21 protein-coding genes and 1 pseudogene are annotated in these 20,762 nt (G+C 68.0%); 10 read left to right on the top strand and 12 right to left on the bottom strand.

Annotated elements, in window-relative coordinates; genetic code table 11:
- The first annotated feature begins 1 nt into the window (after position 1).
- Positions 2–1,287 (top strand): annotated as a pseudogene (locus tag C2R22_RS20515) (glucose-6-phosphate isomerase).
- Between the two features lie 52 nt (positions 1,288–1,339).
- Positions 1,340–2,089 (top strand): CPBP family intramembrane glutamic endopeptidase, encoded by a 750-nt coding sequence (locus tag C2R22_RS20510; protein ID WP_103427421.1) that lies wholly within the window; start codon positions 1,340–1,342, stop codon positions 2,087–2,089.
- Positions 2,090–2,341: 252 nt separating this feature from the next.
- Here the strand turns inward: C2R22_RS20510 and C2R22_RS20505 are convergent, their stop codons facing one another.
- Entirely contained in the window at positions 2,342–2,800 is a 459-nt protein-coding gene (locus tag C2R22_RS20505; protein WP_103427420.1) for an NOB1 family endonuclease, read from the bottom strand.
- Positions 2,801–2,808: 8 nt separating this feature from the next.
- The gene (locus C2R22_RS20500) at positions 2,809–3,039 is read right to left on the bottom strand and encodes a PRC-barrel domain-containing protein (RefSeq protein WP_103427419.1); all 231 of its coding nucleotides are present in this window, start codon (positions 3,037–3,039) and stop codon (positions 2,809–2,811) included.
- A gap of 234 nt (positions 3,040–3,273) precedes the next feature.
- Between C2R22_RS20500 and infB the strand changes: the two genes are divergently transcribed.
- Both infB and C2R22_RS20490 read left to right on the top strand, forming a co-directional pair.
- Complete coding sequence (gene infB, locus C2R22_RS20495) at positions 3,274–5,070, top strand: translation initiation factor IF-2 (RefSeq protein ID WP_103427769.1); 1,797 nt, start codon at positions 3,274–3,276, stop codon at positions 5,068–5,070.
- Between the two features lie 204 nt (positions 5,071–5,274).
- Positions 5,275–5,571, top strand: a complete 297-nt coding sequence (locus tag C2R22_RS20490) for a hypothetical protein (protein WP_103427418.1) — start codon at positions 5,275–5,277, stop codon at positions 5,569–5,571.
- 50 nt (positions 5,572–5,621) lie between these two features.
- On the opposite strand, the gene C2R22_RS20485 is transcribed toward C2R22_RS20490, so the two are convergent.
- The 4 genes from C2R22_RS20485 to pepF all read right to left on the bottom strand — a co-directional run bounded on the left by C2R22_RS20485 (position 5,622) and on the right by pepF (position 9,819).
- Positions 5,622–6,008, bottom strand: a complete 387-nt coding sequence (locus C2R22_RS20485; protein ID WP_103427417.1) for a DUF5811 family protein — start codon at positions 6,006–6,008, stop codon at positions 5,622–5,624.
- 127 nt (positions 6,009–6,135) lie between these two features.
- On the bottom strand, positions 6,136–6,630 hold the full coding sequence (locus C2R22_RS20480) for a pyruvoyl-dependent arginine decarboxylase (protein ID WP_103427416.1): 495 nt from the start codon (positions 6,628–6,630) through the stop codon (positions 6,136–6,138).
- Between the two features lie 77 nt (positions 6,631–6,707).
- Entirely contained in the window at positions 6,708–7,931 is a 1,224-nt protein-coding gene (pan2, locus tag C2R22_RS20475) for a proteasome-activating nucleotidase Pan2 (protein WP_103427415.1), read from the bottom strand.
- A 97-nt stretch (positions 7,932–8,028) separates the two neighbouring features.
- Positions 8,029–9,819, bottom strand: coding sequence for an oligoendopeptidase F (pepF, locus tag C2R22_RS20470; protein ID WP_103427414.1), 1,791 nt, complete (start codon positions 9,817–9,819; stop codon positions 8,029–8,031).
- A gap of 91 nt (positions 9,820–9,910) precedes the next feature.
- Here pepF and C2R22_RS20465 point away from each other — a divergent pair, with 91 nt between their 5' ends.
- From C2R22_RS20465 to C2R22_RS20445, 5 genes are all read left to right on the top strand, one after another.
- On the top strand, positions 9,911–10,585 hold the full coding sequence (locus C2R22_RS20465; RefSeq protein WP_103427413.1) for an RNA 2'-phosphotransferase: 675 nt from the start codon (positions 9,911–9,913) through the stop codon (positions 10,583–10,585).
- A gap of 87 nt (positions 10,586–10,672) precedes the next feature.
- Positions 10,673–11,920 carry a magnesium transporter gene (locus tag C2R22_RS20460; protein ID WP_103427412.1) on the top strand — a complete coding sequence of 416 codons (1,248 nt, stop codon included), beginning with the start codon at positions 10,673–10,675 and terminating at the stop codon, positions 11,918–11,920.
- Between the two features lie 73 nt (positions 11,921–11,993).
- On the top strand, positions 11,994–12,362 hold the full coding sequence (locus C2R22_RS20455; protein ID WP_103427411.1) for a universal stress protein: 369 nt from the start codon (positions 11,994–11,996) through the stop codon (positions 12,360–12,362).
- Positions 12,362–12,892, top strand: a complete 531-nt coding sequence (locus C2R22_RS20450; protein WP_103427410.1) for a GNAT family N-acetyltransferase — start codon at positions 12,362–12,364, stop codon at positions 12,890–12,892. The genes C2R22_RS20455 and C2R22_RS20450 overlap by 1 nt, the downstream gene beginning before the upstream one ends.
- Before the next feature lie 79 nt (positions 12,893–12,971).
- Positions 12,972–13,748, top strand: coding sequence for a hypothetical protein (locus C2R22_RS20445; protein ID WP_103427409.1), 777 nt, complete (start codon positions 12,972–12,974; stop codon positions 13,746–13,748).
- A gap of 32 nt (positions 13,749–13,780) precedes the next feature.
- Here C2R22_RS20445 and C2R22_RS20440 read toward each other — a convergent pair whose 3' ends face one another.
- Positions 13,781–14,704 carry a hypothetical protein gene (locus C2R22_RS20440; protein WP_162562580.1) on the bottom strand — a complete coding sequence of 308 codons (924 nt, stop codon included), beginning with the start codon at positions 14,702–14,704 and terminating at the stop codon, positions 13,781–13,783.
- A 119-nt stretch (positions 14,705–14,823) separates the two neighbouring features.
- On the opposite strand from C2R22_RS20440, the gene C2R22_RS20435 reads away from it, so the two are divergent.
- On the top strand, positions 14,824–15,126 hold the full coding sequence (locus tag C2R22_RS20435; protein WP_103427407.1) for a DUF7853 family protein: 303 nt from the start codon (positions 14,824–14,826) through the stop codon (positions 15,124–15,126).
- Positions 15,127–15,132: 6 nt separating this feature from the next.
- On the opposite strand, the gene C2R22_RS20430 is transcribed toward C2R22_RS20435, so the two are convergent.
- The 5 genes from C2R22_RS20430 to lipA all read right to left on the bottom strand — a co-directional run bounded on the left by C2R22_RS20430 (position 15,133) and on the right by lipA (position 20,747).
- Positions 15,133–15,597, bottom strand: coding sequence for a universal stress protein (locus C2R22_RS20430; protein WP_103427406.1), 465 nt, complete (start codon positions 15,595–15,597; stop codon positions 15,133–15,135).
- 313 nt (positions 15,598–15,910) lie between these two features.
- The gene (locus tag C2R22_RS20425) at positions 15,911–17,557 is read right to left on the bottom strand and encodes a dihydrolipoamide acetyltransferase family protein (RefSeq protein WP_103427405.1); all 1,647 of its coding nucleotides are present in this window, start codon (positions 17,555–17,557) and stop codon (positions 15,911–15,913) included.
- Positions 17,554–18,549 carry an alpha-ketoacid dehydrogenase subunit beta gene (locus C2R22_RS20420; protein ID WP_103427404.1) on the bottom strand — a complete coding sequence of 332 codons (996 nt, stop codon included), beginning with the start codon at positions 18,547–18,549 and terminating at the stop codon, positions 17,554–17,556. Before C2R22_RS20420 ends, C2R22_RS20425 begins: the two co-directional genes overlap by 4 nt.
- Before the next feature lie 4 nt (positions 18,550–18,553).
- A complete protein-coding gene (gene pdhA, locus C2R22_RS20415; RefSeq protein WP_103427403.1) occupies positions 18,554–19,657 on the bottom strand; it encodes a pyruvate dehydrogenase (acetyl-transferring) E1 component subunit alpha in 1,104 nt (367 codons plus the stop codon).
- Between the two features lie 142 nt (positions 19,658–19,799).
- The gene (gene lipA / locus C2R22_RS20410; protein WP_103427402.1) at positions 19,800–20,747 is read right to left on the bottom strand and encodes a lipoyl synthase; all 948 of its coding nucleotides are present in this window, start codon (positions 20,745–20,747) and stop codon (positions 19,800–19,802) included.
- Positions 20,748–20,762 lie beyond the last annotated feature (15 nt).

Below are 20,762 nucleotides of genomic sequence, written 5' to 3'. Positions count from 1 at the left end.
TATGTACGTCGACATCGGGAACGCACTGGAGACGACGCCGGGCGTCTCGCGCGACTCGCTCGAACGGCTCGACGACCACGTGGCGGCGGCGCACGACCGCATCGAGACCGGACGGGAGGAGAGAGAACACGGCTACGCGGCGCTAAACCTCCCGGAGACCGTCGACACCAACGCCATCCACAACGCCGTCGAGCCGTTCGCGGACGCCGAGGCGTTTCTCAACGTCGGCATCGGCGGGAGCGCGCTCGGGGCCGCGACGCTCTCGGCGGCGCTCGACTCACCCGTCGATGCGTACTATCTCGACAACGTCGACCCCGTCCACACGCGGGCGCTCCTCGACTCGCTCCCGCTCGACCGCACCGTGATGAACGTCGTCTCGCGCTCGGGTACGACGGCGGAGACGCTCTCGACGTTTCTCGTCGTCCGTGAGGCGATGGAGTCCGCCGGCGTCGACTGGACCGAACGGACGCTCGTCACCACGGGCGAGGAGGGGAATCTCCGACGGTTGGCCGACCAGCACGACCTCCCCTCGCTCCCGGTTCCCGACGGCGTCCCCGGTCGGTTCTCGGTGCTGTCGACCGTGGGACTGGCCGCCGCGGCGGTGCAGGGGCACGACCTGGAAGCCCTTCTCGCTGGCGGGGCCGCCGCGGCGGAGTCGCTCTCGGGGTCGCTGTTCGACTCTCCGGCCTACGCGTACGGCGCGGTGTCGTACGCGCTCGCCGAGCGCGGGGCGCTGACCAACGCGATGATGCCGTACGCCGAATCCCTCGAATACTTCGCCGAGTGGTTCGCCCAGTTGTGGGCCGAATCGCTCGGGAAGGACGGCCTCGGACAGACGCCCGCCCGCGCGCTCGGCGCGACCGACCAGCACTCACAGCTCCAACTCTACCGCGCCGGCCCGCACGACAAGATGGTCACCCTCCTGCGACCCGCGAGTACGCCGACGTCGGCATCCCCGAGACGGACCTCGAAGGCCTGTCGTACCTCGGCGGGTCGTCGCTCGGTGACCTCCTCGACGCGGAGTTCGAGGCGACGGAGGCCTCGCTCGCGGCCGCACACGTCCCGAACGTCCGACTCGAAATCGACCACGTCGACGAGTACGCGCTCGGCGAACTCCTCTATGCGATGGAGGCCGCCTGCGTCCTGTACGGGGAACTCGCCGGCGTATCGACGTTCACCCAACCGGCGGTCGAATGGGGCAAGCGGGCCGCCCGTGGCCTGCTCGGCGGCGGCGACTTCGAGGAGGCCGACGCCGTCGCGGACAAGACCCGACTCGAAATCGAGTAGTCCGCGTCGGCAATCGGAGCGTTGAACCGCGCGCAGTTCGAGTTTACCCCTGATGGAGTCTCCGACAGGGAACACGCGCGAGGCGGCCATCTCGCGCCTCGCCGGACTCACACAGGCAGTGCTGGTGGTGTTCGCCGCCTTCCTCGTCGCGGCCGCCGTCGTCGCGCCGACGTCGGCGTGGCTCGTCGACGTCGGCATGCTCGCCGCGGGGAGCCTCGCGCTGAACGTCACGCGGACCGTCCTCCAGTTCGTCGGGTTCGTCGTCGCCATCGTCGGCTTCCTCGCGCTCACCGACACGTGGGGGGTCCTCCACACCCGTCGGCCGACGGGGCGGGCCCTCCTGCTCGCGGGCGGAGCCGTCGTCGCCCTCCTCGCGATGCAGTTCGGGGCGGGCTTTCTGTTTCAGGCGCTGGGCGTCTCCTTCGGCGAGAACCAGGTCATCACCCAGGGCAGGGAGGCACCGGTGTACTTCCTCTACATGATCCCGGTGTCGCTGTTGCTCGTCGGTCCAATCGAGGAGTTGCTCTTCCGGGGTGTGGTACAGGGCGTCCTCAGGAAGGGGTTCGGCGTCCGGTGGGGCATCGTCCTCGCGAGCGCGCTGTTCGGCCTGGTCCACTGGGTGGCGGTGTCGGGAGGTCCGCTGGAGAAACTCGCGTACGTCACCATCGCCGCCGTGTTAGGCATCGTCCTCGGCGTGCTGTACGAGCGGACCGAGACCATCGTCGCTCCCGCGTTGGCGCACGGCGTCTACAACTCGGTGCTGTTCGTCATCCAGTACGCGGGCGCGACCGGGACGGTGTGAGGCTCGGAACCCGTCGGAGTAGTTCGTGGCGCGTGCTGGCGCGGTCTCCGTACCGCGCCGGCACCGCGAGAGGGATGAGTGAGTGACCGGAGGGAGCGAACGAATCGGCTGGGGAGGGTGTGGCCGCGGTCTCACCGCGCCCGTGTGTCGTGCGGTCCTGTTCTTTCCTGCTCTATCAGACGGCCTCACCCGCAACTCCGACCACCGCTTCGCTCACAATCACCGTCACCGAGACGCACCCCTTGCACCGAACTACGACGGGTTCTTCCGCGTCAGGTCCATCCCGCAGACCGGACATCGGCCCTCGTCCTCGTCGAACTCCCGGCCGCAGCCCTGACACTGGTAGCGCCAGGTGCGCTGTTCGGAGATACCGTCCTGGCTGACGACGTCGCAGTCGATGTTCAGCCGGGAGGCGACGTTCTGCATGGCGTAGTCGTCCGTGACGAGCGTCGCGTCGAGTTCGAACGCCGCGGCGACGAGTCGGGTGTCGGTGTCGGAGAGGACGCCCGCGTCGCCGGTTTCCTTCGCTGCCCGGCGGACTTTCGCGACGGTCCCCTCGGTGGGGATGTGGACGTGCATGCCGGCGCCCTCCATCGCCTCGAACCGCATCGCCGCGGAGCCGTCTAGCTCCTCACGGACGGCCGGAATCGACGCCGTCTGGTCGTCGGTGTGGTAGTCGTTGATGAACGCCGACGAGTCGAGAAGTCGCATCGCGCGCGTTACTGGCCGACGACGATGTAGTCTTTCACCGCTTGGACGTCCCCGACCGGGACGTGCAGCAGGTTCTCGTCGTCCGTTTCGTAGTCGCTCGACACTTCGAGGTTCGGTTCGACCAGGAGGTCGTGTAGCTTGCCCGTCTTCAGGTCCATCGTGATGTTGTACAGCGTCCCGAGTTCGGCCCCGTCCGAACCCATGACGGCCTTCCCCGAGAGGTTTTCCGCGAGTACCATACGCCCGCTATGAGAGCGCGGTACCATAAACACCACGGGGACGGCAGACGGGCGTCAGACGCCCGGACGACGCCGTTTCCCCGGCGTGTCGAGAGCGGTTCCGGTGGCGGTCCGAACGGCGACGCGCGGGGCCCACCGGCCACGTCGTGCGGTCACGCGCGTTCGACGTGACGATGGACTTAACTCTCCCCCCCGGCACCTCTCTCGTAAGGAACTTCTTCCGGGGTGATCTTCATGTCCGAATCAGACACCACACCTACCGCACTCCGCACCCCCATCGTCGCCGTTCTCGGCCACGTCGACCACGGCAAGACGAGCCTGCTCGACACCATCCGTGGGTCGGCCGTCTCCGAGGGCGAGGCGGGGGCCATCACGCAGCACATCGGAGCGACGGCGGTCCCGCTCGAAACCATCTCCGACATGGCCGGGAGTCTCGTCGACCCCGAGGACTTCGACCTGCCGGGACTCCTGTTCATCGACACGCCGGGACACCACTCGTTCAGCACCCTCCGCTCCCGGGGCGGGGCGCTCGCCGACATCGCCATCGTCGTCGTCGACGTCAACGACGGCTTCCAGCCCCAGACGGTCGAGGCCATCGAGATCCTCAAACGCACGGGGACGCCCTTCGTCGTCGCCGCGAACAAGATCGACACGACGCCGGGGTGGAACCCACAGGAGGGCGCGCCCATCCAGCAGACGTACGAGGCCCAATCGTCGAGAGCGCGGTCGATGCTGGACGAGAACCTCTACGAGATCATCGGTGACCTCTCGGACAACGGCTTCTCGGCCGACCTCTACTGGCGCGTCCAGAACTTCCAGAAGAACGTCGGCGTCGTCCCCTCCTCGGCGATGACGAGCGAGGGCATTCCCGACCTCCTCGCCGTGCTGATGGGCCTCTCACAGCGCTACATGAAAGAGGAGATGCAGATCGACGTCACCGGTCCCGGCGCGGGGACGGTGCTGGAAGTCAAAGAGGAACGCGGCTTCGGTACCACGCTCGACGTGGTCCTCTACGACGGGAGCATCAAGGAGGGCGAGACCATCGTCGTCGGCGGGAAGAACGACCCCATCGTCACCGAGGTCCGGGCGCTCCTCCGACCCAGACCGAACGCCGAAATCCGAACCGAAAAGCGGTTCGAGCGGGTCGACGAGGTGACGGCGGCATCGGGTGTCAAAATCGCCGCGCCGGACCTCGAAGACGCGATGGCGGGCGCTCCCGTGCGAGTGGTCCGTGACCGCCCCGTCGACGAGGTCATCGCCGAGGTGAAGCGCGAACTCGCCGAAATCGAGGTCGAAACCGCCGAAGAGGGCGTCGTCGTCAAGGCCGACACGCTCGGGAGTTTAGAGGCGATGGCCAACGCGCTCGACGAGGCCGAGGTCCCCATCCTTCGCGCCGAGGTGGGCGACGTCGCACCGCGGGACGTGGCCGTCGCCTCGACCGCGAACGAGGAGAAACACAAGGTCATTCTCGCGTTCAACGTGAGCGTGCTGAAGAACGCCCAGGAGGAACTCGATAAGGCGGGCGTGAAACTGTTCGACGACGACGTCATCTACCAACTCGTCGAGGAGTACGAGGCGTACGTCGACGAGATGCAACGCGCCCAGCAGGAGAACGTCCTCGACAAGATCATCCGGCCGTGTCGGTTCCGCGTGCTCGAAGACCACGTCTTCCGCCAGTCCAACCCCGCCGTCGTCGGCGTCGAAGTCATGTCGGGCACGCTGAAGAACAACCAGTACGTCGTCAAGTGGGAGGGCAACGAGCCGACGCGCGTCGGGCAGTTGAACGGGATTCAAGAACAGGGCGAGGACGTGAGCGAGGCCCGCGCCGGCAAGCGGGTGAGCGTCGCCATCGACGGGCCCACCGTCGGACGACAGATCGACGAGGGCGACGAACTGTGGATCATGCTCCCCGAGAAACACGCGAAGATCCTCGAACAGGAGCTCTCCTCGGACATCCCGGCGGACGAACTCGAAGCGCTGCAGTCGTACCTCGACAAGCACCGGCGACGGGACCCATTCTGGGGGAAGTAGGACCCTCCTCCGGGCGTTACGCTCCGAACCCTCCCGACCGCCAGCCGTCGCAACCGCACGAAACGTGCGCCCACGACCCGTACGTCATTCATAACTTATCCGGAGCTATTCGTAACGTACAGGGATTCACGGGTGCACGTTCACCGAACCCGTCCAGAAATTTTTAGTAGAAAAACGTCGTAGGAAGGAACGAGGTGAGCACCGATGAGTACTCGTAGCGCCCTGAGAAACGGTATCGACGAGAACGCCGAGCGAAACGACCGAGACGCTGTCGCCGACACACGCGCCGGCGGTGCGGCCAGGTGGCAGTTCTCCCGCTACGACCTCCTCCTCCTCGTCTTGCCGCTCCCCCTCGCCCTCGGACTCGGCTGGGCGACGGTGACCGCGGCGCCGATGTCGGCCGGGGTGAGCCTCGGGTCGGTGCCGACGCTCGCGCTGCTCGCGTACAGCCTCTTCGTCGGCGGCCCGACGGCCTCGAAAACCGATCCGTTCGGCGAGTGATCCGACTCGAAACTCGGTGAACGGGTGACGAACGAGAACGAGCGTCTCTCCTACCGCGCGGTCGGCGTCAGGTCGTCGCCGACCGTGGACATCACCTGGAACGCGGCCGAGGCGGCGAGGCCGCGAGCGACCTCGGTACACTCCTCCGAGGAGAGCCCCGACTCCAGGTCGTCGGGGTCGGGCGTGAGCCCGGCGCTGACCGGGTGCCCGACCGGGGGGTGAACGGCAACCGTCGCCCGCGGTCCGTTCGAGCCGTTCGACAGCTCCGACCCGATAGCGTAGCTGTCGGGCAGATACGTCCGCGTCTGCGCGACGATACCGGCGACGGCCTGGCGAAGCTGCCGGAGCTCCGCGGCGGAGAGGTCCTCGACGTTGGCGGACGTCTGTCCGGCACCGACCACGCCAGGCGCACCCGCGTATGGGTTGTTTCCGTTCATCAGACACCCGTGATACGGGAAGCGGCCGCAAAAAGCCGTCGGAGACGGACACATCCGTCAGTTCGGTCGCGAACGAAACGAAACGCGGCGCCCGCGGCGGGGTCGGTTCGGGAGAGGGACGGAGGCGCTACAGGATCGGTTCGCTCTCGCCGTAGGCGGCGAGGACGACTGCCGTGGTGTACGTGTCGGCCCCGTGCTCGTGTCGGTCGGGAACCTCGCCGGTCGCGAGGGCGACCTCCTCGGCGTCGAACGCCCACTCGCGGAGCGCCCGCCCCTCTTCGAGCCCGTGTTCGATGGTGTCGCGCACCCGGTCGGGGTCGTTCCCGGAGGCCTCGTAGAAGAGTCCGGGGCCGGGACCGGTGGTCCAGCCGACGCCCGCACAGACCCGGTCGGCGGTGCCCGCCCGAGCGGTCGCGCGGGACTGGACGACCGTGAGTCGGTTCCCCGCGGGGCCGAGGTCGGGTGCCGTCTCGACCAGGTCGACCGTCGCTTCGGCCGGGATGACGGAGGAGACGGCAACGAGGTTGTAGTTGTGGACGTTGGCGTCCGCGAGCGCCGCGTCGTAGGAGGCCATCGCCGTCCCGGCGCGTCCGACGCCGCGGACGACGCGGATGGTACTCATCGGTTCGAGAACGGGGACGAGAGGAATAATGCGTTACGATACGGCCGCCTCAGCCGAGGGCAGGCGGGGCGAGCGGGTCAGTACTGGTAGTCCAGCCCGGGCACCTCGACGCTGTCGTCCTCTGCGAGTTTCTCCTTGGCGGCGAGGAAGTCCTCGTGGGTGACGTCCGTGCGGCCGTCGCGGATGGCGAACATGCCGGCCTCGGTCGCGAGCGAGGCGAGGTCCGCGCCGCTGTACCCGTCGAGGTCGGCGGCGACTTCGGTCGTGTCGACATCGCCCGCCAGTTGCATGTCGCGGGTGTGGATGTCGAGGATGTGCGCGCGTCCCGCGGCGTCGGGCTTCGGCACCTCGATGAGGCGGTCGAACCGCCCGGGTCGAAGAATGGCCTCGTCGAGCATGTCGAAGCGGTTGGTCGCGGCGATGATACGAATCTCGCCGCGCTCGTCGAAGCCGTCCATCTCGTTCAGCAGTTGCATCATCGTCCGCTGGACCTCCGCGTCCCCGGAGGTCTTCGAGTCGGTGCGTTTCGAGGCGACGGCGTCGATCTCGTCGATGAAGATGACCGCGGGTTCGCGCTCCTTGGCGAGTTCGAAGAGGTCACGCACCAGCCGGGACCCCTCGCCGATGAACTTGCGGACGAGTTCGGAGCCGGCCATCTTGATGAACGTCGCGTCGGTGTGGTTGGCGACGGCCTTCGCGAGCATCGTCTTTCCCGTCCCCGGTGGCCCGTAGAGCAACACGCCCGACGGCGGGTCGATACCGACTTCCCGGAACATGTCCGGGCGTTCGAGCGGGTCCTCGACGGCCTCGCGCACCTCGCGCACCTGCTCGTCGATGCCGCCGATGTCGTCGTAGGTGACCTCGGGCGAGGCGTCGACCTCCATCGCCTGGGCGCGGGCGTCGGTCTCGTCCGAGAGGAGCGTCTGGATGGCGAACGAGTCGTTGATGGCGACGCGGTCGCCGGCGGCGACCTCCTCCTCCAGCCGGGGAGACACCTCGGTCAGGACCTCCTGGTTGTTCCCGTGTTGCTTGATGATGACGCCGTCGTCGCTCCGTTCTTCGACCGTCGCGACGTACAGCGACGACGACTTGAGCGTCTCGTTCCGGCGCTTGAGCTGGTCGACCTCGCCCTTGAGCGACTCGGTCTGTTCGTCGGCTTCGTCGAGGCGCGTTTCGAGTTCCTCGTTGACCGAACGCATCCGTTTGTAGTGCTGTTTGATCGCCGAGAGCCGTTCCCCGTCGGACATCTCCGGGTCCAGATCGAGGCGCGGACGCTCGGGTAACGACGGACTCCGTGACATCAGTTGTCCGCACTATGAACCCCGCATAAATGTGCCTTTGGGTCCCGGGAACCTTTCGAAACGCCCGCTTCAGGCCTCCTATCGACCGAAAAACGGCTCAGAGCAGGGCTGAAGCCTCGTCGAGGTAGTCGCCGTACACCGCGAGCGCACGCTCGATGGGTTCGGAGTCGGTCAGGTCGACACCGGCCGTCTCGAGAACGTCGAGCGGGTACTTCCGCCCACCCAGTCGGAGCGCCTCGCGGTAGTCGGCGGCCGCCGGTTCGCCCTCGTCGAGGATGCGCTCGACGATGGCGGCCGCCGCCGAGATGCCGGTCGCGTACTGGTACACATAGTAGTTGTAGTAGAAGTGCGGGATGCGCATCCACTCCCGCTCGATGCGCTCGTCGGCGACCGCGGGTTCGTAGAACTCCCGCTTCAGTTCGCCGTACATCGAATCCAACCGGTCGGGCGTGAGCGCGCCGTCCTCCTCGACGACCTCGTGAATTCGTAGCTCGAAGTCGGCGAACATCGTCTGGCGGTAGAGCGTCGACCGGAAGCGTTCGAGATACTGGTCGAGGACGTGCATTCTGAATCGGTCGTCTTCGACGGTGTCTAGGAGGTGGTGCGTGAGCAGCGTCTCGTTCACGGTGGAGGCGACCTCGGCGGTGAAGATTTCGTAGCTCGCGTACTGCCAGGGTTGGCTCTCGTTGGCGAGTTCCGAGTGCATCGAGTGGCCGAGTTCGTGCGCGAGCGTGAACATCGACTCGACGTCGTCCTGGTAGTTCATCAGGATGTACGGCTGGGTGTCGTACGTCCCCGCGGAGAACGCCCCCGAGCGCTTCCCCCGGTTCTCGTAGACGTCGACCCACCGCGAGTCGAGCCCCTCCGCCATCCGTCCCTGGTACTCGTCGCCGAGGGGAGCGACGGCCTCGGTGATGTACTCGACCGCCTGGTCGTACTCGACGGTGGGCGACTCCTCGCCCGTCAGCGAGACGTAGAGGTCCCACATCCGCAACTCGTCGAGGTCGTGTGCGTCGCGCTTCAGTTCGGCGTGGTGGTGGAGGTGGTGGAGATGCTTGCGGACCGTTTCGAGGAGGGTGTCGTACACTTCCACCGGAACGTTCGGCCCGTCGAGCGCGGCCTCCCGAGCGGTGTCGTAACCCCGCACCTCGGCCATCGTGACGTCCTTCGTGACGCTGTTCTTCAGCGCGGTCCCGACGGTGTTGCGCACGTCGGCCCAGCGGTCGTAGAAGTCCTCGTGGACCTGCCTCCTGAAGTACCGATCGGGGTGTTTCTGGAGCTTCGTGAAGTTCGACTGGGTGATCTCGACTGCCTCTCCTTCGGGGTTCTCCACCGTCGGGAACTCCATGTCGGCGTTGGTGAGCATCGAGTAGACGTCGCTCGCCGCGCCGGTCACCTCCGAGAGGTCCGCCAGCACCGCCTCGACCTCGGTCGAGCGGGTGTGTGGCTTCATCCGGAGCACGTCGTCGAGGTAGTGTTCGTACCCTTCGAGTTCGGGCTTCTCCTCGACGAGGTCCCGCACCTCCTCGCGGGAGAGCGCCTGGAGTTCGGGTTCGACGTACGACACGGCGCTTTGGGCCTCCGCGGAGAGCGACTGCGCCCTGGCGGAGAGCGCCTGGAACTCCTGGTTCCGCGTGTCCTCCGCGGAGCGGAGGTTGGCGTAGGAGACGACCTTCGAGAGGTCGCGCATCACCTCCTCTTCGAGTTGCAGCACTTCGAGGAGGGTCTCGCCGTCCTCGGTGACCTGCCCCTCGAACTCCTCCAGTTCGGGAATCCGCCCCTTCACCGAGGCGAACGCCGCCTCCCAGTCCTCGTCCGAGGCGTAGATGGAGTCGAGGTCCCACTTGTACTCCGTCGCTATCTCTGACCGTTCGGGAACCGAACTCATTGGCGGTGAGAAGGCCGGGGCGGGCCTAAGGGTTGTCCCCGCGGCACGGCGTGCAGAAGAGAGAGGTGCGTTCGGCTCCTCGTCCGGAACGATGCCCGCGCCGGTTTCGACCTGCTCCGACCACGGGACGTACTTCGAGGCCGCGTGCCCGGTGTGCGGCGATTCCGGACACCTGGTCCTCTCGGGCGCACGCCGAAAGCGACTCTCGACGTTCGTCTCGGGCGCGCTCAGACACTTCCCCGACGACGTCGGGTTCTCGCTCGACGCGGCCGGGTGGACTCCCTACTCGTCGGTCGTCGCGAGCGTCACCTCGCGGTACGACTGGGCCGGCGAACGGGAGGTCGAGGCGGTACTCGCGACGGACCCGAAGGGACGCTTCGAGACCCGCGTGGTCGACGGCGAGCGCGAACTCCGGGCGGCGTACGGTCACTCCGTCGACGTTGACCTCGACGCGGCGGGAGACGACCGGACCGACGCCGACCACCCCGATACCCTCTACCACGGAACCGCGCCGCGAAACCTCGACGCCATCCTCGCGGAGGGGTTGAAACCGATGGGTCGACAGGCGGTCCACCTCTCGGGAACCCGCGAGACGGCGCGGGACGTCGGCCGACGCCACACCGACGGCGACGACAACCCGGTCGTCCTCGCCGTCGACGTTCGCTCGCTCGTCGGAGACGGGTTCGCGGTCCGAAAGCGGGGGACAGGCACCTACACCGTCGCGCGAGTCCCGCCCGAGTTCCTGTCACGTGACGCGGACGAGTGAGGCCACGCGAGCGCCACCGCGGCCGCACGTGCGAGGACCGCCGTCCCCGTTCGCCAGACGTTTAATCGCCCCCTGAAACTTCGAACCATGTCAGAAGCGCTCCAGGACGCGGGGCAGGAAATCGCCCTCTCCCCGACGCCCGCCGAGGAGTTCCAGCGACTCTCGCGGGTCCAACAGCGCGAGCTATTCTTTCGGCTGCCGGAGACGGTCCAGGAGGACCTCGTCGCGGACATGGACGCCGAGGGGTTGCGCGCGTTCGTGCGCCGCCTCGACCCGGACGAGGCGACGGACGTGCTCGGGTTCGCCGACAGGGAGACGCGGGAGGTAGTGCTCCGGCGTCTCGACGAGGACCGTCGCGAGAAGATCGAGTTCCTCCTGGAGTTCAGTCCCGAGAGCGCGGCCGGGCACATGCACCTCGACTACGTGACCGTCGGGAGCCAGCGACCCATCTCCGAGGTGGCCCGCCGCGTCCGGCGGCACGAGGACCGAACCGACCGTTTCCCCACCATCTTCGTGACCGACGGCGACGAACTCGTCGGGGAACTACCGGGGGGAACGCTGGCGCTCTCGGACGATGAGGACATCCTCGACCACGTCATCGAGATTCCGGCGGTGAGATACGACAGCCCCGATACGGACGTCGTCGACGTGTTCCGCTCGAACCCCGAGCGGTCCGTCGCCGTGCTGGACGACGACGGGAGCATCCTCGGCGTCATCTACGCCGGCGACCTCCTGAGCGTCATCGAGGAGGCCGCGGGGGAGACGCTGTACGAGTTCACCGGCGTCCAGGAGGAAGAGAGCGTCCTCGACGGGCCGCTCGTCAAGATACGCAGTCGGTACAAGTGGCTCGTCATCAACCTCGGCACGGCGTTCCTCGCGGCGGCCGTCGTCGGCCTGTTCGAAGAGACCATCGCCGCGTTCACGCTCCTCGCCGTCTACATGCCGGTCGTCGCCGGGATGGGCGGGAACGCCGGCACCCAGTCGATGGCCGTCACCGTCCGCGGTATCGCGCTCGGGCAGGTGTCGCTCCCGACGGGCGGGCGCGCCATCCTCAACGAGGTGGTCGCCGGCGCGGCCAACGGCGCCATCACCGGCACGCTCGTCGCGGTCATCGCGGCGGTGTTCAACCAGAGCCCGCTTCTGGGGCTGGTCCTCGGCGTGTCGATGGTGCTGAACCTCGTCATCGCCGGCTTCTTCGGGACGCTCATCCCGCTGGTGCTCAGCCGACTGGGCGAGGACCCGGCGACGTCGGCGACCATCTTCATCACCACCGCGACGGACGTCCTCGGCTTCCTCGTCTTCCTCGGGATGGCACGGGCCGTACTGGTCGGGTGAGCGCCCCCCGTCGAATCGACTCCCTCCCGCCGCGCCCCCCGTCTTTTTCTCCCGGGCCGTCGATGCGCCACGCATGAAGGTACTCTTGGGAATCGGAGGGGCGGACGACTCCCTCGACGCGCTGGAGCAGACGGTCGCGCGCGCGCTCGAAGCCGGCGACGACCTCACGGTCGGCATCGTCGACAACCCCGCGTCGGGGCTGTCGCCCGACGAGATCGAAGCCCGCGTTCGAGACGTTCTCGACGGAACGGGGCTGGACGCTGCGGTCCGGCGTCTGGAGGGCGACCCCGGGAGCGCCCTGGTCGACCTCTCCGAGGCCGAGGACTTCGACAAAATCGTCCTCGGCGGCGGCGAGACGAGTCCGATGGGGAAGATCCGCATCGGCGGCGTCGCGGAGTTCGTCCTCCTCAACTCACACGTGACGGTGTCACTGGTCAGATAATGAGCGAACGAGTCTACCCCGACGAACCGGCCGAGGCGTTCGAGGCACCGCCGCTCACCTTCGAGGACGGAGAGGGTCGCGATATCGAGATCCGTCCCTACGACGGGAGCGACCGGGAGACGGAGGCGCTCGTCGAGATGTACGAGGCGTTCGACCCGGCCGACCGGGCGCAGGGCATCCCGCCCGGGAAGACCGAACGCATCGAGACGTGGCTCTCGAACATCCTCGACGAGGAGTGTCTGAACGTCATCGCGTGGGACGGTGAGACGGCGGCCGGCCACGCCACGCTCGTCCCCGACGCCGACGCGTACGAACTCGCTATCTTCGTCCTCCAGGCGTACCAGCGCGCCGGCATCGGCCGACGACTCATGCAGACGCTCCTCGGCCACGGGCGCGAGGAGGGCGTCGAGAAGGTGTGGCTCACGGTCGAGCGGTGGAACCGCCCGGCGGTCAACCTCTACCAGGAGACCGGCTTCGAGACGAGCGACGCCGAGAGCTTCGAACTCGAGATGACCATCCGACTGCGCTGAACGGCTCCCGAAACACCCGGTGCGAGGGTTCCACACCGGGACCGCAACACTCGTCCGCGTGGTCGTTCTCACTCACCCCATGACCGAGGACAGACAGGCCACCTTCGGGGCCGACGGGAGCCTCGACACCGAGACGCCGCCCGAGGCTCGGGAGGGGACGACGGACAGGGGGGACGAAAAGGGAGCACACGAGACGAACGGGGGGTACAACCGCTACGACGTCTCCAGCCTCCTCCAGAAGGCCGTCCGCCGGTCGGACGAACGGGTGGCGGCGTGGGCCGCGTGGGAACTCGCTCGCTCCGGATACGCGTGGAACCTCTGGGACCGTCTGAACCTCTACGTGGTAGAGGACCTCCGCGCGGGCCAGGAGGTCGCCCTCCTGGTCGAGCGGTACGAGGAACTGGCGACGGAGCGGTGGGAACCCGACTCGTGGAAGGGACGGCTCTGTGCGATTCACGCCGCGCTCGCGTGTGCCCGCGCTCGCTCGTCGCGCGAGGCGGCCAACGCCGACGAGTGCTTCCGACTCGTCGCCGAGCGACGGGCGGAGAGTCCGGAAGGCGAGGAACCGCCCGTCGACTTCCCCGTCGCTGACCTCGAACCGGGCGGGGAGTTCGACGTCATCTTCGACCAGCATACCGGGGAAGGCTCACGACGCGGGAGGGGCACGCGCTTTTTCAAGACCCGCGGCGCGCGGGTCGGCCCCGACGAGGACGGTACGGAGAGCAGGCGCTGGCAGCGACTGGCGATGGCGCTGTCGGACGTCGAGTACACCGAGGCGGAACTCGACCACGCGCTCGCGCCCGTCGCCGGGGACGACCCCTGGACCGAACCGGACGACGACGAGTTGCGCGAGTAGCACGCGACGGTCGTGCGAACGCGACCGAAACGTCACCAGTGCTGGAGGCCGGCCTCGAAGCCGTAGACGACGGCCGTGTTAGCCAGCCAGAAACAGGCGTACGCGAGGGCTGGCGGCAGGAGCGACCCGGTCCGGTCGGACGCGTAGGCGGCGACGCCGAACGTCGCCAACTGGGTCAACGCGAACAGGCCGCCGGTGACCGACTCGACCTGTGCGACGCCGGCGAGGGAGACGACACAGACGAACAGTGCGACCGGGAGGTACGCGAGAGAGCGGACTCGGTCGACCGCGACTCGGTCGTGACCGTACCGGCCGAGCGCGAGGAGGGCAGTGAAGGCGACGACGCTGACGACTTTCCCCACGTCGGGGACGGACGACAGACGACCGGTGGTGTCGACCATCACGAACGCCGTCACGAGCGTCGTCAGGACGAGCGCCGCGTCGCCGTCGACGGCCGGTCGAAGGCTCCCCTGCACGAGCACCTGGCAGACGGCGACGACGACCGGGACGCCGACGAGCAGGCTCAGCCCGGTGACGGTTATCACCGGCCAGACCGGGGCATCGGCGGCGTAGGCCGTCTTCGTGAGCGAGTTGTACGGGACGCCGTCGAGCGTTCCCACGAGTTTCGTGAGTCCGACGAGCGCGAACGGAAGCGTCACAGCGAGACCGACCGTTTTCGCGTCCGACGGGAGGGTGACCCCCACGTCGATGTCGCGGCCGACGGCGTACGCGCCGGCGAACGCGACGACGCCGACGACGAACGGACCGTCGGTCACCAGCACGTCGACCGCGAGGCCGCCCGACCGCGGCACTGGGACGACGCCCGCACTCAGGAGGCGACTGACGAGATATCGCCACAGGGCCACTGCGGCCAGGGCGGCGGTGAGGAGTGCGAACGCCACCGTTACCGAACGACTCGACCGGACGATGGGAGATGAACCCGGTTGGAGGGACATGGTCTGGACGACCCCTCAGGGGTACGAATGGCTATCGGACGAGGTTTCACTGCTGATAGTCGGCGGTGAATGGGTAATGCTAACATTCATCAATCAGGCGGTTCAACGCGAACCCGACCGTGCCCGAGGAACGACCGTCACCCGCCGTCGAACGGCTGTCGCTCTCCCGTGAGGAACAGTGGACGCTCCACGACGTCCTCCGCGACCACCTCGAAGCCGGAGACGAGCGGAGCGAGGACGCGGACGCGACCGACTGCCGGGCGGCGTTCGAACGGCTCGACGACGGTCGGCTGCGGTTTACGCGCGCACAGCTCGAAACGATGCGGCGGACGCTGGCGCGGGCGCACCACCGGCGGCGTTGGGAGGTCGAGCGACCGCAACTCGAAGGGTTGCTGCACCGGATTTCACGGGCACTCGAGTGAGTCGGGTCAGACCGAGAGGACCGGCTGGGAGGCGTAGAGGAGCACGTACTCGGCAGCCTTCTCCAGCACCTCGCCGGGGTCGCCGGTGACCGGTTCGCGCGGGACGACGATGAAGTCGGCGCCGACGTCCTCGGCAGTGTCGAGGATGGCGCTCCCGGGGTGACGGGTCTTCACCCGGGTGGAGAAGCCGAACGCGGTCGAGTGCGAGATGTGGACGCCCCTGTCGGCGGCGTAGTCGGCGACGCTGTCCATGAACACCTCGTGGTCGCCGACGACGCTCTCCTCGTCGATGGTCCCGTCCTCGATGGCGCGGACCACCTCCTCCCCGAGGAGGTAGACGGCGTGGACCGAGGCGTCGTACTGCTCGGCGATGAAGACGGCGTACTCGACGGCGAGTGCGGACTCCTCGCTCCCGTCGACGGGGGCGAGCACGAGTTCGACGTCGAGCGGGCCCGACGGCGCGTGTTCCATGTCTGGGGGTGTGACGGCCGGTGGCAAAAACCCGTCGCCTCCGCGGATGTGTGGACGCGGCGTGTCGCGGTTCCGGCCGGCACGGTGGACGGGCAGCAGTGACTGCGTGGCGGGTCGTCGTCGGACCGACGGCGAGGACGGACAGGTGAGAACGGACTGGTCCTGCGGTTCGCGGTACACGGGCGCGGTGACAGCGTCCCCGCCTCCGACGATGCCGCGAGCGACGTCGGCGTGAATCCGTCGTCACCCGGGTCCGAGATTCGACGTTCGAAGAAGAGAGCTTGAAACGGTCCGACGGCCCAGGCTCACCCGCTCACAACAGCAACAGCCGGGGGTTCTCCAGCAGTTCTATCACCCGGTTAGTGAACCGCCCGGCGTCGGCGCCGTCGACCACCCGGTGGTCGATCGAGAGCGAGAGCGGCAGGGTGTGTCTCGCCACTACCTCGCCGTTCTCGACGACCGGCCGCTGCTCGATGGCGCCCAGGCCGAGAATAGCGACCTCCGGGTAGTTGATGATCGGCGTCGCGTACTCGCCGCCGATGGCGCCGAAGTTGGTGAGCGTGAACGTGCTGCCCTGCATCTCCTCGCGGGTGATCTTCCGCTCTCGGGCCCGCTCGACCAGTCCACCCAGCTCCGAGGCGAGTTCGACGCCTCCCTTGCGGTCGACGTCGCGAACGACGGGCACCATCAGACCCGCTTCGGTGGCGACCGCGACGCCGAGGTGGTACTCCTTGCGGTAGACGATCTCCTCCGCCTCCTCGTCGAGCATCGCGTTGAGGACCGGGAACTCCTTCAGCGCCTTCACCACCGCCGCCATCACGAACGGCATGTACGTGAGCGAGACGCCCCGCTCCTCCGCGTGCGGCTTCAACTCCGCCCGCAGCGCGACGAGGTCGTCCACCACGGCGGTGTCGTGGTGTGAGACGTGCGGCGCGGTGTACTTCGAGCGCTGCATCTGCTCGCCGATGGCCCTTCTGACGCCCCGGTAGGGGACGCGCTCGTCCTCGTCGCCACTGCTCGCGCCGGGAGCGGCCTCCGGTGCCGCCGCGGCGTCGGCACTGGCCGCGGCCTCCGCGTCGCTGGCCTCGGTTTCGCCGGCACCGGTTTCGGTCGCCGCCGCGCCCTCGCCCGCCGCCGACACGGCGGCCGCGTCGGCTTCCTGGGCCGCGCGCTGTGCGTCGGCGTACGCGCGGACGTGGTCGGGCGTGACGAACGCCTCGCCCTCGCGCTCCTCGTCGGTCGGCACGTCGTCGATGTCGAGCCCCTCCTCTTCGGCGAGTTTCCGCGTCGCCGGGGCGGCGAGCGTTCGCGACCGCCCCGCTGGCGTCGCGTCCCCCGTCTCGACCGCCTGCCCGTCGCCGGCGTCGCCACCCGACGTGGCCGAGCGACCGCCGAACGAGACGGCCGCCGGGGCCGACTCCTCGTCCTCGGAGGCCTCCGCAGCGCCCTCCGCCGTCGCTCTGACGTCGCCCTCGGTGATGCGTCCGCCGGGACCGCTGCCGTCGACGGTCGCGAGGTCGACGCCGAGTTCCCGCGCGAGACGGCGGACACTCGGCGGCGCGAACACCCGGGCGTCCGGGGCGTGTTCCTCGGCGTCGGCCGCTGCGTCGGTCTCGGTCTCGGACGCCGGTTCCGGTTCGGGCTCCGGTTCCGCCTCGGACTCCGGCCTTGGCTCTGCCGCCGGTTCCGGCTCTGCGGTCTCGCCGGCTTGTTCGTCCTCGCCGGGCACCTCGAACGTGATGATGACGTCCCCGACCGGGACGATTTCGCCCTCCTCGGCCAGCAGTTCCGCCACGGTCCCGTTGTACGGCGACGGCACCTCGACGAGCGCCTTGTCCGTCTCCACCTCGGCGACGACCTGGTCCTCAACGACCTCGTCGCCGGGTTCGACGTGCCACTCGACCAGTTCGCCCTCCGCCACGCCCTCGCCGACGTCGGGCAGTCTGAACTCTTCGATCATCGGAACTCTGCCGCCTCCCGGATGCCGTCCTCGATGCGAGCCACGCTCGGCAGGTAGTAGTCCTCCAGCGCGTACAGGGGGTACGGAACGTCGTAGCCCGTCACGCGGACGACCGGCGCCTCCTGGTAGTAGAGCGCCCGCTCCTGAATCGTGGCCGTTATCTCTCCCGCCATGCCGCCCGAACGCGGCGCCTCGTGGACGACGCAGGCCCGTCCGGTCTTCTTGAACGAGTCGACGATGGCGTCCCTGTCGAGCGGTGAGACCGTCCGGAGGTCGACCACCTCACAGTCGATTCCCTCCTCCGTGAGATTCTCCGCCGCCTCCAGGGTGCGAGGCGTCATCGCGCCGTAGACGAACACCGAGACGTCCGTTCCCTCCCGTCTGACCTCGGCCTCCCCGATGGGGACGGTGTACTCGCCCTCGGGGACGTCTCCCCTGAACGCGCGGTAGATGAGTTTCGGTTCGAGGAACACCACGGGGTCGGGGTCGCGGATGGCGGAGATGAGAAGCCCCTTGGTGTCGTACGGCGTCGAGGGGATGACGACTTTCAGCCCCGCCTCGTGCGCGTAGAACGCCTCCTTCGACTCGGAGTGGTGTTCGGGCGCGCGGATGCCGCCGCCGTAGGGCGCGCGGATGACCATCGGACAGGTGTACCGCCCGCGTGACCGCGTCCTGAGTCGGGCGGCGTGGGAGACGATCTGGTCGAACGCGGGGTACATGAAGCCCGAGAACTGTATCTCGGGGACGGGCTTGAGGCCGTAAGCGGCCATCCCGACGGCGGTGCCGACGATACCGGACTCCGCCAACGGCGTGTCGACGACGCGGTCGCCGCCGAACTCGTCGTACAGCCCTTCGGTGGCGCGGAAAACGCCGCCGTTCTTCCCGACGTCCTCCCCGAGAACGATGACGTCCTCGTCTCTTTGCATCTCGGTGTGGAGACCGTCCCGTACTGCCTGGACCAGTGTGAGGTTCTGTGTCTGTTGGGTGCTCATTGTATCACCTGTGGAGGAACGCGTCGTCCCCGAACTCCTCGCGGAGCGCGGCGAACGACTCGTACTGTGCGTCGAGGTCCGGCGTCCGCTCGGCGAAGACGTGCTCGAACATCTCGTCGGGGTCGGGGCGGGGCGTCGACTCCGCCGTCTGGATGGCGTCGGCGACTGTCTCCTGGACCTCCGATTCGATTTCGTCTACCCGGTCGTCGTCCAGTCGACCGGTGTCGCGGAGGAACGTTTCGAGGCGCGGAATGGGGTCCTTTCGCTTCCACTTCTCGACCTCGTCGCTGTCGCGGTAGACGGTGGGGTCGTCCGCCGTCGTGTGCGCGCCGAAGCGGTACTGGACGGCCTCGATGAGCGTCGGCCGAAGTTCGCCGGAGTCGTCGGCCTTGGCCTTCTCGACGGCGGCGCGCGTCACTTGGTAGACCGCGAGCGGGTCCATCCCGTCGACCTGGACGCCCTGGAAGCCGTAGGCGTTCGCCTTCTGCGCGATGGTCTCGGACCTCGTCTGTCGCTCCCGGGGGACGGAGATGGCCCACTGGTTGTTGTTGCAGAAGAAGACGGTGGGAGTGTCGAACACGCCCGCGAAGTTCATCGCCTCGTGGGTGTCCCCTTCCGAGGTGCCGCCGTCGCCGAAGTAGACGATGAACGCCTCCTCTCCCGCTTTCAACTTCGAAGCCCAGGCCGCGCCGACGGCGTGGAGCGTCTGCGTCGCGATGGGCACCGCGACCGGGAACGTGTTGACGTCCGGCGGCGCCTCGTTGCCCTGTTCGGTCCCCATCCAGTAGAGCAGGATACGGTCGAGCGGGAAGCCGCGGACGTGGAGCGCGCCGTGTTCCCGGTACGAGGGGAAGAGCCAGTCCTCTTCGTCGAGCGCGTGGGCGCTGGCCACCTGCGCGCCCTCCTGTCCCGAGAGGGGCGGATAGGTTCCCATCCGCCCCTGTCGCTGGAGGCTCACCGCCCGGGTGTCGAAGTGCCGGGCGAGTTTCATCTCCCGGTAGATCGACAGCAGCGTCTCGTCGTCGACGTCGGGCACCTCGCCGACGACGCTGCCGTCCTCGTCGAGGACCTGGACTCGATCCCGCGGGTCGCGCTGTAGCACGCTCACGGTCGGACCCTCCAGTGCATGCGAGAGGGGTCATCCCCCTGCCGTATAGTGTTTTCGTAGAAACAATCGTGGAGGTTCGGTGTGGGCGACGCTCGCAGCCGGTTTCGGGCGTTTCAGGCGCTCGGCGTCGTCGAGTCGGCTGTCAATCCGCGGCCCGGGCGGCCTGCCGCGCCTCCTCGACCGACCGACCCTCGCGGACCAGGGCGTCGACGAACAGTTCTCCCGCCTTGTACGACGAGCGGACCATCGGTCCCGACGCACAGTAGAGGAAGCCCAGTTCCTCTTCGGCCACGCGCTGCCACGTCTCGAACGCGTCGGGGTGGACGTAGTCGTACACGTCCAGGTGCGACCGAGACGGCTGGAGGTACTGCCCGAGCGTGACGACGTCGACGTCGGCCTCCCGGAGGTCCGAGAGCGTCTGGTACACCTCGTGGGCGTACTCGCCCAGTCCGAGCATTATCGACGTCTTGGTGTAGATGTCCGACTCCCGCTGGACCTGTTCGAGGACCGAGAGCGACTGCTCGTAGCCGGCGCGGCGGTCACGGACAGGCCACTGGAGGCGCTCGACGGTCTCGATGTTGTGCGCGATGACGTCCGGGCGGGCGTCGATGATCTCTCGCACGAGGTCGGGTTCACCCTGGAAGTCGGGGATGAGCACCTCCACGAGAATCGAGGAGTCGCGCTCTTTGATCGCGCGGATGGTCTCCGCGAAGTGGCCCGCTCCCTGGTCGGGGAGGTCGTCCCGGTCGACGGAGGTGAGGACGACGTAGTCGAGGCCGATTTCGACCACCGCCTCGGCGACGTTAGCGGGTTCGTCGGGGTCGAGCGCCTCCATGCCCCCGGTCTGTACGTCGCAGAAGTTACAGCCGCGCGAGCAGCGGTCGCCCATCAGCATGAACGTCGCCGTTCCCGGGCCGTCGCGTCCCGACCAGCACTCGCCGAGGTTCGGGCAGTTCGCCTCCTCACAGACCGTGTGGAGGTTCCTGTCCCGAAGCTCGCGTTTGATCTCGGTGAACCGCTGGCCCGACGGCGGCCGCATCTTCAGCCAGTCGGGCTTCCGGCGGTGATTCGACCGGCGACTCCCGCTCATACCTGCTGATAGGGG

Source organism: Salinigranum rubrum, assembly GCF_002906575.1.
GTDB lineage: Archaea > Halobacteriota > Halobacteria > Halobacteriales > Haloferacaceae > Salinigranum > Salinigranum rubrum.
Note: the sequence above shows the minus strand (reverse complement) of the source record. Positions and strands in the feature narration are given on the sequence as shown.

What these genes read in the sequence shown, in the direction of transcription:
- C2R22_RS20455 (WP_103427411.1), top strand. Translation starts at nt 11,994, where the DNA reads ATGAAGGTACTCTTGGGAATCGGAGGGGCGGACGACTCCCTCGACGCG.
- C2R22_RS20430 (WP_103427406.1), bottom strand. Translation starts at nt 15,597, where the DNA reads ATGGAACACGCGCCGTCGGGCCCGCTCGACGTCGAACTCGTGCTCGCC.
- C2R22_RS20425 (WP_103427405.1), bottom strand. Translation starts at nt 17,557, where the DNA reads ATGATCGAAGAGTTCAGACTGCCCGACGTCGGCGAGGGCGTGGCGGAG.
- pepF (WP_103427414.1), bottom strand. Translation starts at nt 9,819, where the DNA reads ATGAGTTCGGTTCCCGAACGGTCAGAGATAGCGACGGAGTACAAGTGG.
- C2R22_RS20440 (WP_162562580.1), bottom strand. Translation starts at nt 14,704, where the DNA reads ATGTCCCTCCAACCGGGTTCATCTCCCATCGTCCGGTCGAGTCGTTCG.
- C2R22_RS20420 (WP_103427404.1), bottom strand. Translation starts at nt 18,549, where the DNA reads ATGAGCACCCAACAGACACAGAACCTCACACTGGTCCAGGCAGTACGG.
- C2R22_RS20485 (WP_103427417.1), bottom strand. Translation starts at nt 6,008, where the DNA reads ATGAACGGAAACAACCCATACGCGGGTGCGCCTGGCGTGGTCGGTGCC.
- C2R22_RS20460 (WP_103427412.1), top strand. Translation starts at nt 10,673, where the DNA reads ATGTCAGAAGCGCTCCAGGACGCGGGGCAGGAAATCGCCCTCTCCCCG.
- C2R22_RS20500 (WP_103427419.1), bottom strand. Translation starts at nt 3,039, where the DNA reads ATGGTACTCGCGGAAAACCTCTCGGGGAAGGCCGTCATGGGTTCGGAC.
- pan2 (WP_103427415.1), bottom strand. Translation starts at nt 7,931, where the DNA reads ATGTCACGGAGTCCGTCGTTACCCGAGCGTCCGCGCCTCGATCTGGAC.
- infB (WP_103427769.1), top strand. Translation starts at nt 3,274, where the DNA reads ATGTCCGAATCAGACACCACACCTACCGCACTCCGCACCCCCATCGTC.
- C2R22_RS20505 (WP_103427420.1), bottom strand. Translation starts at nt 2,800, where the DNA reads ATGCGACTTCTCGACTCGTCGGCGTTCATCAACGACTACCACACCGAC.
- C2R22_RS20450 (WP_103427410.1), top strand. Translation starts at nt 12,362, where the DNA reads ATGAGCGAACGAGTCTACCCCGACGAACCGGCCGAGGCGTTCGAGGCA.
- C2R22_RS20465 (WP_103427413.1), top strand. Translation starts at nt 9,911, where the DNA reads ATGCCCGCGCCGGTTTCGACCTGCTCCGACCACGGGACGTACTTCGAG.
- C2R22_RS20480 (WP_103427416.1), bottom strand. Translation starts at nt 6,630, where the DNA reads ATGAGTACCATCCGCGTCGTCCGCGGCGTCGGACGCGCCGGGACGGCG.
- C2R22_RS20445 (WP_103427409.1), top strand. Translation starts at nt 12,972, where the DNA reads ATGACCGAGGACAGACAGGCCACCTTCGGGGCCGACGGGAGCCTCGAC.
- lipA (WP_103427402.1), bottom strand. Translation starts at nt 20,747, where the DNA reads ATGAGCGGGAGTCGCCGGTCGAATCACCGCCGGAAGCCCGACTGGCTG.
- C2R22_RS20510 (WP_103427421.1), top strand. Translation starts at nt 1,340, where the DNA reads ATGGAGTCTCCGACAGGGAACACGCGCGAGGCGGCCATCTCGCGCCTC.
- C2R22_RS20490 (WP_103427418.1), top strand. Translation starts at nt 5,275, where the DNA reads ATGAGTACTCGTAGCGCCCTGAGAAACGGTATCGACGAGAACGCCGAG.